Origin of the sequence: Deferribacter thermophilus, assembly GCF_049472675.1 — a bacterium.
Lineage (GTDB): Bacteria > Chrysiogenota > Deferribacteres > Deferribacterales > Deferribacteraceae > Deferribacter > Deferribacter thermophilus.
The window spans coordinates 1-18,108 of the sequence record NZ_JAPNXM010000003.1 but is presented as its reverse complement, the minus strand read 5'-3'; the positions used below and the strand labels follow the sequence as shown (position 1 = coordinate 18,108).

Genomic DNA, 18,108 nt, shown 5'->3' with positions numbered 1-18,108 from the left:
TTACCTGTTGTATGTAAGCATTATTACACCAATAATTGTTAAAATAACACCTAAAATATTGTATATAGAAACTTCAAAACTATTTATAGCAAAAGGGTTAAATTTATCAAGTAATAAACCAAGAATGAGTTGTACAGCAATTGTGATACTTAGCGCAGCACTTACCCCTATTTTGGGAACAGCATAAGTTATTACGAAAACAAAAAATGCTCCAAGAATACCACCTGTTAAAAATTGTAGTGGGACTTCCCCTATCTGTTTTAAGCCCGAAAACCCTTTAAAAAATAAGAAGATTAACAAAGTAAAGGTTCCTACTAAAAAAGAGATAAAAGCACTTTCTAAAAACCCTACATATTTTGCAAGTTTTGCATTTATTGAAGCCTGTAGCGAAACAAAGGTTCCAGCAATGGCTAAAAGAAGCATTACAAAATATTTATCCATAAAAACCTCTTATAAAACAATAAGGCAGGTAATATCACAGACATTTGTTCCTGTAGCACCTGTTTTTATTAAGCCATCTATTTTGTTAAAAAAGTTATATGAGTTAGAGTTAATTAAAAATTGTTCTGTATCTAAATCTTGTTTTACTGCTTCTTTGTAAACTTCGTAATCAATAAAAGCACCTGCGGCATCTGTGGGGCCATCTATACCATCAGTACCAAAACTAAAAAACAAGCTGTTTTTATCAAAATATTCAACAGAGTTTAAAAAGGATAATACTAAATGTTGGTTTCTTCCACCTTTCCCCTGACCTTTAACATTTACAGTGGATTCTCCACCAGCTAATATTGCAACAGGCCTTTTTGCAGGGAAACCATCAGCTAATATATTTTTGTAGATTCCAGCAAATAGGGCTCCTAAGGTTTCAGCATCTTTTTGATAGTAAGAGGTTAAAATTATTGTATTTAAACCTTTTGATTCAAAAAAGTTCTTTGCAAAAATTAAAGCTTCTTTATTATTGCCTATTATATGATGAGCTGGTGGAAGAAGATCTAACTTTTCATCATGGAGAAGAAGATTATAAATCTTTTCATTAAATAAATCTTTTAAATTGTATTTTTCCAAAATTTTAGAGATATCATCAATTGATGGATAAAGTGGAGCAGAGCCTATAAACTCTAATTTGTCGTTTACCACATCAGATAGCACAAGCGCGACAATATCTGATTTTACAAATTTTAAGAGCTTTCCACCTTTTACTTTGGAAAGCCTCTTTCGGATACTGTTTAGCTCATATATAGATAAGCCTAAATTCATCAATTTCTTGGTTATATCGTTTAATTCTGTTATAGATAGTTCTTCATCGGGTAATTCTAGTAAAGCAGATGTGCCGCCACTTAATAGGTAGATAATAAAATCATCTTTGTCTAAATTTTTTATATAGTTGATTAACCTTAAAGTACAATTAACCGATTTCTCATCTGGATATGGGTGTGAACCCACAACAACTTCAATTTTATCAAGCTGGTAAGGGAAATTTGAGATAATTATACCACCAGCAATTTTGTCACCTAATTTTTCGATCAACCCTTTACCCATAAAAACCGAAGCTTTGCCAGAGCCAACGATATGAATATTTTTATTTTTGATATCATACTTTTTATCTTGAATTATTAAAAAACCATTATCAATTTCCACTTTTTCTTTTATCAGATTGTCTGGCAATATGTGTTGGATAAATTTTTTCAAAAAGTCATTTAAATTTTCTCTCATTAAATCCACCTTCAATAACTATTACGAAGGGTATTTTATTAAAATCTTTTGTTTTTTCTAATAGTTCGTTTACTTTTCCTCTTATTGTTATTTCATCTTTTAAACCAAGATTAAATGATATGGAAACCCTTCTGTTAATAAATTGCAATTCCTTCAAAATTTTTTCAAGAGTGTATGGTCTTTCCATTAATACGACTGTTTCTTTTTTATCAGCAATCTTTTTTAAAAATCTTCTTCTATAAGGTTCTTTTTTTGGTGGGAAACCAGCAAAATAAAATCTTTCTGCATAAAAACCTGATACAGAAAGTGCTGTAGTTATAGATGAAGGCCCAGGAAGAGATAAAACTTTAATCCCTTTTTTATAAGCAAGATCTATTAGATTAAATCCGGGATCTGCTACTGCTGGTGTTCCTACATCTGAAAATAGCACTGCATTTTTATGCTCTAATATTAAATCGATAGCAAAAAGTAAGTCATCTACTTTTGAATGCTCATTGATTTGTATATATTTTGCATCTCTTTTATCTAAAAAGGCAAGTAGCCTATGGATAAATCTTTTTTCTTCCCCAATGAATAAATCGGTATTTTTCAAAATCTCAATTTGGTATTGGGGGAGTTGATCAAACTGTTGTGATAAGGGTGTTGCTAAAACATATAATGTATTCACACTATTTTTCAGGCTTTATTATTTCAATTCCACCCATATACTCTCTTAAAACTTCAGGCACAACGACAGATCCATCTTCTTGCTGGTAGTTTTCTAATATAGCAAGGAATGTCCTGCCTACTGCAAGCCCAGAGCCGTTTAGAGTGTGTGGGTATTCGGTCTTTTTGGTGTCTTTCCTACGAAATTTTATATTTGCCCTTCTTGATTGAAAATCCTTGAAATTGCTACATGAAGAAATCTCTTTGTATGTGCCAAGACCTGGAAGCCATACTTCTATATCATAAGTTTTGGCTGCAGAAAAGCCTATATCACCACTACAAAGTGTCATAACCCTATAAGGGATTTCTAACAGCTGTAAGATTTTTTCAGCATCTAAAAGTAATTTTTCTAATTCGTTGTCGGAATCTTCTGGTTTTACAATTTTTACAAGTTCAACCTTGTTAAACTGATGCTGTCTAATTAAACCCCTTACATCTTTCCCGTGACTTCCAGCTTCCCTTCTAAAACAAGGTGTGTAAGCTGTCATGTAAATTGGTAGATCATCTTCATTTAAAATTTCGTCAGCATAAATATTTGTTACGGGAACTTCTGCTGTAGGTATAAGGTATAGGTTATCCCTTTCGCATTTAAAAAGTTCTTCTTCAAATTTTGGAAGCTGGCCTGTGCCTGTCATTGTTTTTTCATTCACCAAAAATGGTGGGAGCACTTCCACATAACCATTTTTACCTTGAACATCTAACATAAAGTTTATTAAAGCTCTCTCAAGCTTTGCTCCAACCCCTTTATAAAGTGAAAATCTTGATTTAGCTAACTTCACACCTCTTTCAAAATCTACAATATCAAGCTGTTCAGCGATATCCCAATGAGGTTTTGGAGTAAAATCAAACTCCCTCTTGTTTCCCCACTCTTTATATAAAACATTTCCCGATTCATCTTCACCAATGGGAACAGAATCGTCTATAAGATTTGGTATCCTTAAAAGGATGAAATTTATCTTTTCTTGAATTTCTTTAACTTTGTTGTCTAAAACCTCTATTTCTTCTTTAATCTCTTTAACACGATTTTCTATATGAGAAGTGTCTTTTTTTTCTTTTTTTAATTTACCTATTTCCCTTGATTTTTCATTTCTCTCTTTTTTTAACTCTTCTACTTTTTGAATAGTTTCCCTTCTTTCTTTATCGAGGTTTTTTAGCTCTTCAAAATCGATGTCCGTATAACCCCTTTTTATAGTTTTATCTTTTACAAGTTCGAGGTTAGAAATTACAAATTTAAGATCAAGCACTTATTCAACCTCCTTTGAGTTTTCTAATAGATATAAGAAAGCCTTCAGGTTTTTATTTTCTGGATTTATATCTTTTGCTTTTTTTAGTGCATCAAGTGCAAAACCAAAATAACCTAATTTATAAAATGTGATCGCCTGATTTATTAATGCATCTATATAATCAGGTTTTTTTAAAAGAACTTGATCATATTGAAAAATTGCTTCTTCTAACTTGTTTGCATCTCTTAAGGCATTTGCATAAGCAAGTCTGATATCGGGAAAATCGGGAGCTAATTTTAAAGCTTTTTCGTATTCTTCTAAGGCTTCTTCATACATAAATAGTGTTAAATATTTTTTTGCTAAATCTGCGTGTAAATTAGCAAGTTTTCCTATACAGTGTTTATCAGCAATCCCTTTGATTTGCTTCTTTTCTCTGAGCATTTCAAAGTATTTTTCAGCTTTTTCGTATTCTCCTATACTGTGATAGATTACAGTAATATTCATTAATGCTTCAGTATAGTGAGGGTTTAAGGAGACAGCTTTTTCATAATATGAAATTGCACGATTTAAGTCATTTGATATGTAGTAAATAAAACCTAAAAAATTATAAACATCAGCAAAATTATCTTTGTATTTAATAAACTCTTCTAAATATTGTCTGGCTTTTTCATAATCGCCAGCAAAAAACTCTTCTTTCCCTTTTTCGTACAAGTAAAAATAGTTATTATTTTCCATTTTTACCCCAATTGCTTTTTTAAATCTTTTAAAATCTTGTTAATTTGTGGTAGTAATTTTGGGTCTTTTGTTTCATTTAATAACTGGTTTAATATAGAAACAGCCATCTCAAGCTTGTTATTGTCTATCAAAACCTTTGCATACAAAAGAGCGGCATCGGGGTAAACTTTTGTGTCTTTGTATTCATTTATTATTTTTTTTAATCTTATTAACGCAGCTTTTTTTTCTCCTATTCTAATATAAAATTTTGCAACATATAAATCTTTTTCTGCCAGCATATTTTTTAAGTGTGATATTTTATCTTGTATATTATATTCTTTTGCAAAATCAGGGTATTTTGTGTTTAGCTCTAAAAATATTTTATAAGCTTCTCTGGTATAAGACTGATCTCTATCGATCGGTTTGAGCATAGCATAATATGATAATCCTAATCTTAAAAGGGCTCTTTTTGCATCTGGTTTATCTTCATAAAGCTCTAAGTATGATTTGTAAGCAGATATCGCTTCTTCATATTGTTTATCAAAATAGTATGAATCTGCTAAAAAAAGTTGAGCTTTAGCTGCCAATTCTGGTGTGTCAGCTTTTTTCAAAGCTTCTTCAAACAGTATTGCAGCTTTTTCATATTTTTTATTTTGAAAGTAAGTGAGCCCTTCTTTGAAATAGGTGGCAGCATCTCTTTCAATATCGTTTTTACTTGCGCAAGCAAAGATAACGAAAAGAGTAATCAGGCTAATTATAAATTTTTTCATATATTACCTCAGCTTTATATGGAGATTCTATTTTACAGTATAAATCTGGATATACAACCCTTTTTATTTTACAAATGTAAGGCCCTACACCTGAATCTGCCACACCATCTATTATGTAAACTTTGCCGTCAATTTCAGGGGCTTGGAATAAAGCTCTACCCTCGACAATAAAATCAAAATCATCGTTGAATTTTTCTGCAAAGCAAAGGATTTTTTCTTTTTTAAGGGATTTAAGCCGTTCAGAAGTAATCTTTTTTTGTATTTTTTCAAGAGTTTTTACTCTTTTATTTTTTTCTCTTTTAGGGATTTGACCGTCCATTTTTGAAGCTTTTACACCATCTTCTTGGTAAAATGGGAAAAATCCAGCAAAATCTGGCTTGAATTCATTTAAAAACTCGATAATTTCATTGAACTCTTCTTCTGTTTCAGTGGGAAAACCCACTATGAATGTTGTTCTAATAAAAGCATCATCACTTTTTTCTCTAATTAGAGAAAAAATTTGTTTTATATGGGATGAATTAGATTTTCTGTTCATAAGTTTTAAAATTCTATCATTGATATGTTGTATCGGGATTTCAAAATAATTGATAATTTTAGGATTGTTTAAAATTAGATCTATAAGTTCTTCATCTACACCATCCGGATTTAAATAAAGTGTTCTGATATAAAAATCACCTTCCAATGATGAAAGTTTTTCCAAAAGTGATTTGATCATGAATGAGCCATAAATATCTACTCCGTATTTAGTAGTATCTTGAGAAATAAGAATCAGCTCTTTGAAGCCTTGATCAATTAATCTCTTTGCTTCATCAATAATGTCTTCAATTTTTCTTGATTTTTGTGGCCCTCTTATAGATGGTATTGTGCAGTAAGAACATCTATTTCTGCAGCCATCAGCAATCTTTAGGTAAGCAAAGCTTTTGGGGTTTAGTATAACTCTATTTTTTGAAAAGTATAAATCTTTTTCTTTTTTTTGCGGTTTGATTTCACTGTTTAAATAATCTAAAACAGATTTTAGTTCCCCAACACCAGCATAATAATCAACAAAGGGGAACTCATTTTCAAACTCATTTTTATATCGCTCAACCATGCACCCTGTTACTATAATCTTTTTCCCTTTTTCTTTGTAAGGCTCAAACTCTAAAATTGTTTCCACCGCCTCCATTACAGCAGGTTCAATAAAACCGCAGGTATTTATAATGATTATATCTGCATTATCAGGATCATTGGTTAATTCAAAATTGTCTTCAATCATTTTGCCAAGCAAAACTTCAAGATCTACCTGATTTTTTGGGCATCCCAGACTAATAGAAGCTATTTTTAATGGCATAATACTTCCTTTGCTTTTTCACAATCTTTTTTTATTTGTTCTATGAGGTCATTGATATTATCAAATTTTTTTTCTTCTCTTAAGTAGTTATAAAATTCCAGTTCTATAAATTCGTTATATATGTCTTTTTTGAAATCAAAGATATGAGTTTCCACTCTTATTTCATTTTTATTTACTAAAGTAGGTCTAATACCGATGTTTGTCACGCTGTTATATATTTTGCCATTTAAAATACATTTTGTAGCATAGATCCCATTTGCAGGGATTAGTTCATTTTCCACTGCTAGATTAGCAGTGGGATATCCAAGAAGCCTGCCGTATCCATCCCCTTTTACTACTTTCCCTTCAATGGAAAAAGCTCTGCCAAGCATTTTATTAGCAAGCTCAATATCCCCTTTTTGCAGTAATTTTCGGATATTTGAAGAAGAAACGATAATATCATCAACTTTTACTGGTGGGATTTTAAAAGCTGTAAATCCGTATTTCGTTTCAAGCATTTTCAATAATTCGTAATCACCTTTTCTTTTTCTACCAAACCGATAATCATAACCTACTACAATAAAATTTGCTTTTAATGATTTTACTAAAAATTCTCTAATGAAAATCTCTGGATCCATATTTGCAATACTTTCATTAAAAGCAAGATTAAAATAATAATCAACACCCATTTTTTCAAAAATTTCTATCTTTTTTCTTTCTGTCATAATAAGTTTTATGTTTTTGTTAAAAAATTTTATAGGGTGGGGAGAAAAGGTTACAACCCCTGATTTTAGATTAAATTCCTTTGCTAAGGTCAAAACTTTTTTTATTATAGTTTGATGGCCTATATGTACCCCATCAAAATTGCCAATGGTTATAACAGTAGGTGATAAAGTTTTCCAGTTAGATAAATCTTTTATTACTTCCATTGTAGGTGGAAAATATGATATTTGTGAGCAATAATCAATAACTTTTTGTTATATGTTTTCTAAAATTTTCTGCTTTAAATTTTTTAGTTCTTCTTCAGACAGTTGAGAAAAATCTATTCCTTCTAAAAGTTTTTCAATATCTGCTTTAGTAATTTGATCTGAGTTAATTTCAGCAAGTAAATCTGTAATAAATAACAACTTCATAGCTTCAGGTGATAGTGTGACTTTGTCTAAAGATTTTGCAGGTGATTTACTACCTAAAGAATCACTTACTTTTCCTATTTTTAACTGTCTGTTGTATGTTCTAATAATATTTGATAAGTTGCTAAACTCTATCGACATATAATCACCCGCAGTTCATTTTAGGTTACTTTAAATTAATCGACAATAATTTTTAAAACTTTAGAAATTTTTTTAAAAAAAGGGTGCCAGATTTTGGCAACCCATTTTATGTTTACTAAAGTGCTATTTTTGGCAACTTTTTATGATAGTCAGTAATTTGTTGAAATTTGTATGCAACATTTAAAATTTTCTCTTCTGCAAAATAATTGCCCATAATTTGTAATCCTATTGGTAAGTTGTTGTTGTCAAAACCGCATGGGATTGAAATACCACAGCCACCAAATAAGTTTAAAGAGATGGTGTAAATATCACTTAAATACATTTGCAGAGGGTCTGATGATTTTTCTCCTATTTTAAAAGCTGTTGTAGGAGAAGTAGGGGTTATGATTACATCTACTTCTTTAAAAGCGTTTAAATAGTCGTTTTTGATTAATGTTCTTACTTTTTGTGCTTTTAAATAGTAAGCATCATAATATCCAGCACTGAGAACATAAGTCCCAAGCATTATCCTTCTTTTTACTTCGTCGCCAAACCCAATTGATCTTGTTTTTTCATACATATCTATTAACCCGTTAGATTCAGCTCTAAATCCGTATCTAACACCATCGTATCTTGCAAGGTTACTGGATGCTTCAGCTGTAGCTAAAATATAGTAAACAGCCACAGCATATTCGGTATGAGGAAGAGAGATCTCCTTTATTTCACAACCTAATCCCTTTAGCTGTTCGATGGCTGATAAAACCTTTTCTTTTACCTCAGGTTGTATCCCTTCGCCAAAAAATTCTTTTGGAACACCTATTTTTAAACCTTTTATATCTTTATCTAAATTTACAGTATAATCTTTTGACTCAAAGTTAGCAGAGGTTGAATCTTTTTCATCATGTTTTCCTATAATACTTAATAATAAAGCGGCATCTTCAACATTGTGTGTTAAAGGCCCAATCTGATCAAGACTTGATGCAAAAGCCACTAATCCATATCTTGAAACTCTGCCGTAAGTTGGTTTTAAACCGCATACATTACAAAGTGAAGCTGGTTGTCTTATTGAGCCACCAGTATCACTACCCAAAGTGGCTGGAGCTAATCTTGCTGCTACAGCAGCAGCTGATCCACCAGATGAGCCACCAGGAACTCTTTCCAAATCCCATGGGTTTTTGGTTTTTTTGTAATAGGAGTTTTCACAGGATGAACCCATAGCAAATTCATCCATGTTTAGTTTTCCAATTATTAAAAACCCTTTTTCTTTTAATAATTCCACAACAGTGGCATTATATGGGGAATCAAAATTTTCGAGTATTTTGGAAGCACAGGTTGTAGGCATCCCTTTTGTTACCATATTATCTTTTATTGCGATAGGGATACCAGCAAACTCAGGCAGTTTTTCACCGTTTGCTCTTTTTTCATCGATAACTTTTGCGTCATATAAAACTGATTCGTTTATATAAAGATATGAGTCTATTTTAGGATCTATGTTTTTTATCCTATCTAAATAAAATTTGTTAAGCTCATAGGCAGATATTTGCTTTGTCTCAAGTAGGTTTTTTAGCTCATTGATTGTTTTATTAAGCAAGTCCATAATTTTATCCTCCTAACCTTCAATTACTCTTGGAACTTTGAAATGGCCATACTCTTTTTCTGGAGCATTTTTTAGCGCTTCTTCATTTGTTAAAGATTTTTTTACTTCGTCATCTCTAAATACATTTGTAATATCCAGTACATGTGATGTGGGCTCAACATCATCTGTGTTTAACTCGTTTAATTTGTGGATATAATCTAAAATTTTGTTTAGTTCGCCGGTAAATTTTTCTATCTCTTCATCGTTAAAAGTTAACCTTGCCAATTTAGCGATATGTTGTACATCTTTTTTGGAAATGATTCCTGACATTTTACACCTCTTCCCTTTATATAAATTTTAAAAATTTTAATCCCATTTTCTTTATACCAGATTTTTCAAAAATTACATCAGCTTTTGCATCATCACCGTTACCTTTTATAGAAATAATTACACCTTTGCCATATTTGGGATGAAAAACTTTTTTTCCGTCTTTTTTTTCACTTTTTTCAAAAAGTTGTTTAACCCTCATTTCATCTATAAAAATAGATGGGTAACAATCTTGCCGCTTTCCATATATTAGTCTATTCTTTGCGTAAGTTAAATAAAGTATCCGCTTTGCTCTTGTGATACCCACATAGCAGAGCCTTCTTTCCTCTTCTAACTTTTCATCTTCATCCATACTACTAAAAAGTGGGAAAAGTCCATCCTCTAAACCCACTAAAAAAACTGCTTCAAACTCCAACCCTTTTGCAGAATGAATTGTCATAAGCTTAATACAACCATTTGTCATTTCATCAGTAGTAGTTTGTAATGATGTAGTTGCTAAAAAATCAGATAAAATAACCTTCTCGTTTGATTCTTCGAAACTAACAGCAGAGTTGATTAATTCCTCCAAATTGAAAATTCTATTTTCAGCGGTGTAAATATCTTCACTTTTCTTTATAAAATTAATGTAATCAGTTTGTTCTAAGATATGTTTTATCATTTCTGAAATTTTGTCAAAGTTATTAAGTGAATCTATTAGTTCTATAAAAGGTTTTAATTTTGAAGCTATAGTAGAAGTAGATGTATCTACTAATGTCTTTATAGCATCATACCCTGATAAATTTTCATTGTTCATAACTTCTATAATTTTGGCAATTGTTTTATCTCCAACCCCTTTTGGTGGATTTTTTAAGGCTCTTATCATAGAACTGGTATCAAAAGGGTTATTGAAAAACTTTAGGTAGCTTAAAATATCTTTAATTTCTTTCCTTTGATAAAAGGAAATACTACCAATTACTTGATAAGGTATATTTCTATGGTTAAGTTCAACTTCAAAATTTCTTGATTGAGCATTTGTTCTGTATAAAACAGCTATTTCGTCATAAGGGATGTTGTATAATTTTGTCAGTTCTTCAATTTTTTGAGCTACAAATACAGCTTCATCTTTCTCATCGTAGCAACTTTTTAAATGTATTTTACCCTCTGTTTTGAGTTCAGCTTTTAATGTTTTACCTTTTCTAAATCGATTATTAGATATAAGATTATTTGCAATATAAAGGATTTCTGGTGCACTTCTATAATTATTTTCTAATCTAATAATTTTTGTATTATCAAAGTGTTTGTCAAAATAAACAATATTACCAATTTCTGCACCACGCCAGCCATATATTGATTGGTCATCATCACCTACAACGCAAATCTTATCATTCATTACTCTTAAAGCTTTTAAAAACTCAAACTGAATATTGTTTGTATCCTGAAATTCATCCACTAATACATACTCGAATAAGTGTGAATAAAAGGCTAAAATATCTTTTTCCTGAAGGAAAATCCTAAGGGTAAGGGAAAGCATATCATCAAAATCTATTGAGTTACTTCTCTTTAGCTCCTCCTGATAAAGATTGAAAACATCTGTAAATCTATGAGTAAATTCATCAGGATCTATCATTTTTACAAAATTTATACTGTTTTTAAAATTGCTTATTAGATTAAGATACATTTTTGGAGGATATTTTTTATCATCAATATTAAGTTTTTTAATGATATTTCTGATAACTGATAACCTGTCATCTTGGTCAATAATTGTAAAATTTGAAGGAAGTCCAATAATATGACCATCCCTTCTTAAAATTCTCAACGCGTTAGAATGAAATGTCCCTAACCATAAATCAAAGGATTTATCACCGATTAACTCGTAAATTCTTTTTTTCATTTCATCAGCAGCTTTATTGGTAAAGGTTACAGCAAAAATCCTCTCAGGTTGTGCAATTTTTTTCTGAATGAGATATGCTATTTTATAGGTGATTACCCTTGTTTTACCTGTACCTGCACCTGAGAGCACTAAAAGGGGTGAATCAATGTATTCTACAGCTTCTTTTTGACTTTCGTTTAGGTTTTCTAAAAGTGATGTCATTTGTTCTCCATAAATTGTGTGAGTGCTTTGTTATAAGCAAGGATTATATCACTTCTTCTTAGAAGTCCAATCAATTTTAATTTTCCATTTTCATCTTCAACAACAGGGATTGCACCCAAATCTTTAATACCTAATTTTTTTAGCGCAGTGGATAATGTGTCTTCAGGATATACATAAATGAGATTTTTTTTCGTGCAGATTTCACCTGCAACAACTATATCTTCCAGACCTTCTTCAAAAAGCACACTTTTTATATCATCAAGAGATAACATCCCTGTTAGGTAACCTTCAGAATTTAATACTGGATAGTAAATATGCTTTGCTGTCTTAACCCCTTCTAAGATTTCTTTAAATGGTGTATTTTCTCTAAATGTAACAATGTCAGTTAGCATAACTTCTTTTACTTTTATGGAGTCTAGAATTTGCTCTTCTGCACCTTTTCTGATTCTTACTCCTTGCTTTGTAAGTATCCAAGTAAAAATGGATTCTTTTTCGATAGCTGAAGCAGCAATATGAGCAATAATTGTAGATAACATTAAAGGCAAAATAATTTGGTAATTCCCTGTTATTTCAAAGATTATCAGTATTGCAGTTAATGGAGCTCTCATTGTGGCTGCGAGCATAGCACTCATAGCTACAAGCCCATAAGCTCCACTGTTTGCAGTAATAGTTGGAAAAAGTGTATGAAAAACAGTCCCAGCAACTCCACCTGCTGCAGCTCCAATAAACAGTGAAGGGACAAAGAGCCCTCCAGAGCCACCAGATCCTAATGTTAAAGATGTAGCTACCATTTTTAGAAATATGAGTATAAATATGAGAATAAAAGGAGCTTTGCTATATAAAATATCATCTATTGTATCATAACCTACACCCATAACCTCTTTTATAAAAATTCCCATAATTCCAAGAAGTAAGCCACCCAAGGCAGGTTTGACAAAAGAAGGTAATTTTAAGTTTTCAAATTTTTCTTCAAAAAAATAAAAGGTCTTAATAAAAATTACACCAATAACAGCACACCATAATCCTAAAATGATATAGAAAATAAACTCTATTGGGCTTACAACCTGATAAGGTGGTGCTAAGAAAGTAATATGGTTTCCTAAATACGCCCTTGAGATAGTAGTTGCTACAACAGTAGATATTATAATGGGAGAGAAAGTTTTTATGCCAAACTCACCAAGTAAAACTTCAGCTGCAAACATTGCTCCACCAATGGGAGCGTTAAATGTGGCAGCAAGACCACCTGCAGCACCTGCAGCTATTACGCTTTTCATCCTTGATGATGAAAATTTAAAGAGTTTACCTACTCCTGAACCTAAAGCTGCACCTATTTGAACAATAGGGCCTTCCCTACCTGCTGAGCCACCCGTTCCAAGAGTTATTGCAGAAGAAACTGTTTTGATTACAGCTACAAATGGTGAAATGGATCTATTTAATGCTATAACCTTTATCACATCAGGGACACCGTGCCCTTTTGCTGATTTAAAGATCATAGCAATAATACCCACTAATAACCCACCAACAGCTGGTATTAAAATAATTTTGTATAAAGGAGTGTTTTCTAACACCTGCAAGAAATATTCAGAGTCAGAACCGTAGAAAAATTTTTGTATAAAACCGATCATATACCTGAATATTAAGTTACCATATCCAGCCAATAATCCTACAAGGGTGGATATCAGTATAAGATATAAGTCTTCATGATCACTTAAAAAATTGTTTAAAGATTTCTTTATGTTCATTCCACCGTCACACTTTTAGCAAGATTTCTAGGCTGATCCACATCAAGCCCAAGCAGATTAGCCGCATGGTATGCAAAAAGCTGAATTATTATTGAGTTTAAAAATGGGGTAAGCTCTTCTAATGTATCTGGCAATACGAAACTATAATCAGATTTGGATATGATATCTTTATCCCCTTTAGTAACGGTAGATATTACAATCCCATCCCTTGCCTTTACCTCTTCAACATTTGCAAGTATCTTATCATATACCCTAGATTTTGTCCCCAATACAAATACTGGCATCTCTTTGTCTATCAAAGCTATTGGGCCATGCTTCATCTCTCCTGCAGGGTAACCCTCAGCATGAATATACGATATCTCTTTTAATTTCAAAGCCCCTTCAAGGGCTATCGGATAATTGTAATGTCTTCCAAGATATAAAAAGTTTTTATATCTTACAAACTCTTTTGCTATATCCTCTATCTGTTTGTCATGCTTTAATACTTCTTCAATCTTTTCTGGTAGCTGTATCAATTCATTTAAAATTGTTTTTATTTCACTATTTCCTAATACCCCTTTCTTTTGGCCAAGGAATAGTGCAAAAAGAAATAGTGAAGCAAGCTGAGTGGTAAAAGCTTTCGTTGAGGCTACACCTATCTCTGGGCCAGCATGGGTATAAATTACTCCATCAGATTCCCTTGCAATTGTGGAACCCACCACATTGCAAATGGATACAACCTTTGCCCCCATCTTTTTACTCATTCTTAAAGCTGCTATTGTATCTGCAGTCTCCCCTGATTGAGATATGGGGATTAAAAGGGTTTTATTTGTAATGATGGGGTTTCTATATCTAAATTCTGATGCTATATCCACTTCTACTGGAATCTTTGCAAAATTTTCGATGTAAAATTTACCCACAAGACCTGCATGCCAGCTAGTACCACAGGCCACAATAGTTATCTTCTGTATATCTTTTATAGTTTCATAATCCACTTCACCAAAATAGATTTCACCTTCTTCTAATGAGTATTTCCCTCTTATTGTATCTATGATTGCTCTTGGCTGCTCATAAATCTCCTTTAGCATAAAGTGCTTGTATCCAGCCTTTTCTGCCATTACAGGATTCCAGTCTATAACCTTTATTTCCCTTTTTACCTCTTTACCGTTATTCTCAATATAGACAGAGTCTTTTGTCAGTATTGCCACATCCCCTTCTTCCAAAAAGATAAACTTTCTTGTATAACTCAAAACTGCTGAGATATCGCTTGCTGCAAACATCTCATTTTCGCCAACCCCTATGACAAGTGGGCTATCATATCTTGCCACGACTATTTTATCTGGCTCATTTTCAGAAATTACGGCTATTGCATAGGAGCCTTTTAGCTTTTTTATAGCATTTTTGACAGCTTCAAAAAGGTTGTCTTTATATAGGCTATCAATTAGATGAGCAATTACCTCAGTGTCAGTTTCGGAAGAAAATTCATAACCTTGTACGATAAGCTCATTCTTTAACTGTAAGTAATTTTCGATAATACCATTATGGACAAGGGAGATTCGTTTTGATTTGTGTGGGTGAGCGTTTTCATCTGATGGCTTACCGTGTGTTGCCCATCTTGTGTGCCCTATACCAATTTTGCTATCTATTTTTTTATCGCTGATTAGCTCTTTTAAAACAGATAATTTCCCTTTTGACCTATAAATTTCAATTTCACCTTTGTTTAAAACAGCAATACCTGCAGAATCATAACCTCTATATTCTAATCTTGCTAACCCCTCGATTAATACGTCTTTTGCCTGTCTATCTCCAATAAAACCTACAATACCACACATATTTACTTCTCCTGCTTTTTAGATTTTTTGGCTTTCCACTTAGGAACCCACCCTTCAATATTTTTTTGCTCAGCTCTTGTAATAGCTAATGCATCTTCGGGTACATCTTTAGTAATGGTTGAACCAGCTGCAATGAGAGCGCCTTTACCTATCTTCACTGGAGCTACAAACTGTACATCACTACCTACAAATACATCATCACCTATTACTGTTTTATGTTTAGAAAATCCATCATAGTTGCATGTGATTGTTCCACAGCCCACATTTACATTTTTACCTATTTCTGCATCTCCAAGATAGGTTAGATGGCTTGCTTTTGACCCTTTGCCAAAGGTAATTTTTTTGGTTTCTACGAAATTGCCTATTTTGTTATCCCCCTCTAAAATAGAGCCAGGTCTAAGATGAGCCATTGGGCCTATTGTGGAGTTTTCCCCAACATTTGATTCTTCAATCAGGGTATTATCCTTTATTGTGCAGTTTTGCTTAATTATGCTATCTATTATTCTAACACCTGGATAGATTGTGCACCCTTCTTCTATTGTAGTGTTACCTTCAAGGTACACATTTGGATAAATTGTAACATCTTTTTCAATTTTTACACTTTCATCAATATAGCAGGTTTCTGGATCAATTATTGTTACACCATTTTTCATAAAGTTTAGAGCCCTTTTACGATAAATTATCTTTGATGCATGAGATAGGGCTATTCTATCATTTATCCCTATAAATTGTTCACTATCTTCAACAGAGAAAACAAAACTACCTGGCTTGACGATATCTGTAAGATAATATTCCCCTTGCGCATTGTTATTATTTAATTTTTCTAAAGCATCTTTTAAATATTGAAAATCAACTAAGTAAATCCCTGTGTTTATTTCGTTGATCTTTTTTTCTAACTCATTGGCATCCTTTTCTTCTACAATTTTTAAAAAATCTTTTTTACCATCTCTAATTATTCTTCCATATCCTGTAGGATCATCCATGAATGTGGAGATTAAGGATACTTTATTATCTTTACTCTTTTCTATAAATTCCTTTAATGATTCATCTTCTACTAGTGGCATGTCTCCGCAAAGTATCAATACTTTTCCATTATACTCAGATATAGCTTTAACTGCTGCTTTGACAGCATCCCCTGTGCCAAGCTGATTTTCTTGAAAGGCAAAATCTATATTTTTGTTTTGTAAATGGCTTATTAGTTCTTGTTGTTCGTTGTTTACAACAACAATTATTTTATTGGATACATTTTTGGCAGTATCTATCACATAATCAATCATAGGTTTTCCAGCTACTTTATGTAAGACTTTCTCTTTTTTTGATTTCATTCTGGTACCTTTTCCAGCAGCAAGGATTATGGTAAGTATATTCATACTAAACCCTCCTAAAATATAACATGATATTAAATCTTTTTTTTATGCCAAAATCAATAAAAAATTACTCTTGTTTGCGCTAAATTTCAACATATTTTAATATTTAGAAATAATTAATAATAAATATTTAAAAAGTTGGGGGGAACGGATGAGAGGGGATGTAAAAGATGTTGAAGTTAATCATACAAATGAAAGTTATCATGGTTCAGAGATAGTTAAGGAAGCGATTTTTTTAGGGAGCACTGCTTTAAAAGAAGCTCCTAAGATATTTGGTGTTCCTACTGGTGTTGAAAATTTAGATAGTTTATTTTTTACAGTAAAAATTGAAGATGGTAAAATTGTAAAAGAATGTTTAAATGGTATTCCAGCATATTCTGTGTTTAATATTACTGGAGTTTCAGATACAGGGAAGTCTTTAATCGCAGAGCAATTTACTATTAAGCAAGCTGTTAGTGGCGAAAAGGTAGTATTTGTTACAGTGGAAACTCCAGCTAATTTTCTCGTAAATTCATTAAAATTTAGAGCATCAGCAATGGGTTATGACTTTTCTAAATTTGAAGATAATATTATAATAATTGATGCGGCATCAAATCCAAGATTAAGGGATAATTTACCTGATTTTCTTGCAACATTAGGGTATGTTATAAAAAATTATAAGGTAAAATTTACTGTAATTGATTCGGTTACCGGTTTGTTTGAGAATAAGGAGATGTTGGCACGTGGTGTAGTTCGAAGGGTTTATAATTTTTTAAAAAAATCTTATCAAACTGCTTTGCTGATTTCACAAAAAAGAAGTGGACATGAAGACCTTACAGCTGAGGCGGCTGGTGGTTATGCTGTTGGGCATATCGTTGATGGTACTATTGTTTTGGCTAAAGATATTATAGATAGTTCATACAAAGCAAAGCTTTATAAAAAAGAGATTGGTGAAATAGTAAGACTATTTAGGATTGATGGATGTAGGATATGTGGGCATGATACAAAAACTCACTTTATGGAAATTACGGATACGGGTTTGGTAAAAGTTTTATCACCTATTTTAAATTAAAAATAAGATGGGAGGTGGGTTATGGTTATGACATTGCAGGAAATACCAAAACATCAAGTTGAGTTAGAACCTCTTGTAGCTAGAGTATTTTTTAAAGGGATTGATCTATTAGGTGGTTTATCTAAATTAGCTGATTATAGAGCATTAACATGGCTTGCTTCTCTAGCCAGGGCATCTTTTGCAGTTGTATTAAGGGAAGAATATCTTAAAACAGAAGAAGAAATAGCTGAAAAAATTGGGATTTCTAAAGCAACTGTAAGAAACATTTTACGGGCAGATCCTGATAAAGCATTGTATAAAATTCAAAATATAGATGATTTAACAAAAGAAGAAAAAACTGAACTCAAAGTACATACAGCTGGTGGTTTGGCTAAATTAGCATATAAATTAAGGCTATTGCACAATTTCTATGTTTTTCAATTTTCATCATTTTTCTTAAATTTTGCTCAATTTTCTACTCAATTTTTATTACTTTTTAG

General features: G+C 32.0%; 16 protein-coding genes and 1 pseudogene. 2 read left to right on the top strand and 15 right to left on the bottom strand.

The window, feature by feature from the left end:
- The 15 genes from OWM07_RS03575 to glmU all read right to left on the bottom strand — a co-directional run bounded on the left by OWM07_RS03575 (position 1) and on the right by glmU (position 16,581).
- Entirely contained in the window at positions 1–441 is a 441-nt protein-coding gene (locus OWM07_RS03575) for a DMT family transporter (RefSeq protein ID WP_423302296.1), read from the bottom strand.
- Between the two features lie 9 nt (positions 442–450).
- Entirely contained in the window at positions 451–1,713 is a 1,263-nt protein-coding gene (locus tag OWM07_RS03570; protein WP_423302295.1) for a glycerate kinase type-2 family protein, read from the bottom strand.
- Complete coding sequence (rsmI, locus tag OWM07_RS03565; RefSeq protein ID WP_423302294.1) at positions 1,694–2,380, bottom strand: 16S rRNA (cytidine(1402)-2'-O)-methyltransferase; 687 nt, start codon at positions 2,378–2,380, stop codon at positions 1,694–1,696. Before rsmI ends, OWM07_RS03570 begins: the two co-directional genes overlap by 20 nt.
- 1 nt (position 2,381) lies before the next feature.
- Positions 2,382–3,662: a serine--tRNA ligase gene (gene serS, locus OWM07_RS03560; RefSeq protein WP_423302293.1), complete on the bottom strand. Its 1,281-nt coding sequence runs from the start codon at positions 3,660–3,662 to the stop codon at positions 2,382–2,384.
- On the bottom strand, positions 3,663–4,376 hold the full coding sequence (locus tag OWM07_RS03555; protein WP_423302292.1) for a tetratricopeptide repeat protein: 714 nt from the start codon (positions 4,374–4,376) through the stop codon (positions 3,663–3,665).
- A gap of 2 nt (positions 4,377–4,378) precedes the next feature.
- Entirely contained in the window at positions 4,379–5,125 is a 747-nt protein-coding gene (locus tag OWM07_RS03550) for an outer membrane protein assembly factor BamD (RefSeq protein ID WP_423302291.1), read from the bottom strand.
- The gene (gene rimO, locus OWM07_RS03545) at positions 5,106–6,455 is read right to left on the bottom strand and encodes a 30S ribosomal protein S12 methylthiotransferase RimO (protein WP_423302290.1); all 1,350 of its coding nucleotides are present in this window, start codon (positions 6,453–6,455) and stop codon (positions 5,106–5,108) included. Before rimO ends, OWM07_RS03550 begins: the two co-directional genes overlap by 20 nt.
- A complete protein-coding gene (locus OWM07_RS03540; RefSeq protein ID WP_423302289.1) occupies positions 6,446–7,363 on the bottom strand; it encodes a bifunctional riboflavin kinase/FAD synthetase in 918 nt (305 codons plus the stop codon). The genes rimO and OWM07_RS03540 overlap by 10 nt, the downstream gene beginning before the upstream one ends.
- Before the next feature lie 48 nt (positions 7,364–7,411).
- Entirely contained in the window at positions 7,412–7,705 is a 294-nt protein-coding gene (locus OWM07_RS03535; RefSeq protein ID WP_423302288.1) for a hypothetical protein, read from the bottom strand.
- Between the two features lie 115 nt (positions 7,706–7,820).
- Entirely contained in the window at positions 7,821–9,281 is a 1,461-nt protein-coding gene (gene gatA / locus OWM07_RS03530; protein WP_423302286.1) for an Asp-tRNA(Asn)/Glu-tRNA(Gln) amidotransferase subunit GatA, read from the bottom strand.
- A 12-nt stretch (positions 9,282–9,293) separates the two neighbouring features.
- Positions 9,294–9,590: an Asp-tRNA(Asn)/Glu-tRNA(Gln) amidotransferase subunit GatC gene (gatC, locus tag OWM07_RS03525; RefSeq protein WP_423302285.1), complete on the bottom strand. Its 297-nt coding sequence runs from the start codon at positions 9,588–9,590 to the stop codon at positions 9,294–9,296.
- Between the two features lie 16 nt (positions 9,591–9,606).
- Positions 9,607–11,658 (bottom strand): ATP-dependent helicase, encoded by a 2,052-nt coding sequence (locus OWM07_RS03520; protein ID WP_423302284.1) that lies wholly within the window; start codon positions 11,656–11,658, stop codon positions 9,607–9,609.
- Entirely contained in the window at positions 11,655–13,400 is a 1,746-nt protein-coding gene (locus tag OWM07_RS03515) for a chloride channel protein (protein ID WP_423302283.1), read from the bottom strand. The genes OWM07_RS03520 and OWM07_RS03515 overlap by 4 nt, the downstream gene beginning before the upstream one ends.
- Complete coding sequence (gene glmS / locus OWM07_RS03510) at positions 13,397–15,211, bottom strand: glutamine--fructose-6-phosphate transaminase (isomerizing) (RefSeq protein WP_423302282.1); 1,815 nt, start codon at positions 15,209–15,211, stop codon at positions 13,397–13,399. The genes OWM07_RS03515 and glmS overlap by 4 nt, the downstream gene beginning before the upstream one ends.
- A gap of 2 nt (positions 15,212–15,213) precedes the next feature.
- Positions 15,214–16,581 (bottom strand): bifunctional UDP-N-acetylglucosamine diphosphorylase/glucosamine-1-phosphate N-acetyltransferase GlmU, encoded by a 1,368-nt coding sequence (gene glmU, locus OWM07_RS03505; RefSeq protein WP_423302281.1) that lies wholly within the window; start codon positions 16,579–16,581, stop codon positions 15,214–15,216.
- 148 nt (positions 16,582–16,729) lie between these two features.
- Here glmU and OWM07_RS03500 point away from each other — a divergent pair, with 148 nt between their 5' ends.
- Positions 16,730–17,629 (top strand): KaiC domain-containing protein, encoded by a 900-nt coding sequence (locus OWM07_RS03500; protein ID WP_423302280.1) that lies wholly within the window; start codon positions 16,730–16,732, stop codon positions 17,627–17,629.
- 21 nt (positions 17,630–17,650) lie between these two features.
- Positions 17,651–18,108 (top strand): annotated as a pseudogene (locus OWM07_RS03495) (hypothetical protein); the annotation flags it as partial.

Excerpts from the sequence above, each read along its gene's own strand:
- OWM07_RS03575 (WP_423302296.1), bottom strand. The coding sequence starts at position 441 with ATGGATAAATATTTTGTAATGCTTCTTTTAGCCATTGCTGGAACCTTT.
- OWM07_RS03570 (WP_423302295.1), bottom strand. The coding sequence starts at position 1,713 with ATGAGAGAAAATTTAAATGACTTTTTGAAAAAATTTATCCAACACATA.
- OWM07_RS03555 (WP_423302292.1), bottom strand. The coding sequence starts at position 4,376 with ATGGAAAATAATAACTATTTTTACTTGTACGAAAAAGGGAAAGAAGAG.
- OWM07_RS03550 (WP_423302291.1), bottom strand. The coding sequence starts at position 5,125 with ATGAAAAAATTTATAATTAGCCTGATTACTCTTTTCGTTATCTTTGCT.
- rimO (WP_423302290.1), bottom strand. The coding sequence starts at position 6,455 with ATGCCATTAAAAATAGCTTCTATTAGTCTGGGATGCCCAAAAAATCAG.
- OWM07_RS03540 (WP_423302289.1), bottom strand. The coding sequence starts at position 7,363 with ATGGAAGTAATAAAAGATTTATCTAACTGGAAAACTTTATCACCTACT.
- OWM07_RS03535 (WP_423302288.1), bottom strand. The coding sequence starts at position 7,705 with ATGTCGATAGAGTTTAGCAACTTATCAAATATTATTAGAACATACAAC.
- gatA (WP_423302286.1), bottom strand. The coding sequence starts at position 9,281 with ATGGACTTGCTTAATAAAACAATCAATGAGCTAAAAAACCTACTTGAG.
- gatC (WP_423302285.1), bottom strand. The coding sequence starts at position 9,590 with ATGTCAGGAATCATTTCCAAAAAAGATGTACAACATATCGCTAAATTG.
- OWM07_RS03520 (WP_423302284.1), bottom strand. The coding sequence starts at position 11,658 with ATGACATCACTTTTAGAAAACCTAAACGAAAGTCAAAAAGAAGCTGTA.
- OWM07_RS03515 (WP_423302283.1), bottom strand. The coding sequence starts at position 13,400 with ATGAACATAAAGAAATCTTTAAACAATTTTTTAAGTGATCATGAAGAC.
- glmS (WP_423302282.1), bottom strand. The coding sequence starts at position 15,211 with ATGTGTGGTATTGTAGGTTTTATTGGAGATAGACAGGCAAAAGACGTA.
- glmU (WP_423302281.1), bottom strand. The coding sequence starts at position 16,581 with ATGAATATACTTACCATAATCCTTGCTGCTGGAAAAGGTACCAGAATG.
- OWM07_RS03500 (WP_423302280.1), top strand. The coding sequence starts at position 16,730 with ATGAGAGGGGATGTAAAAGATGTTGAAGTTAATCATACAAATGAAAGT.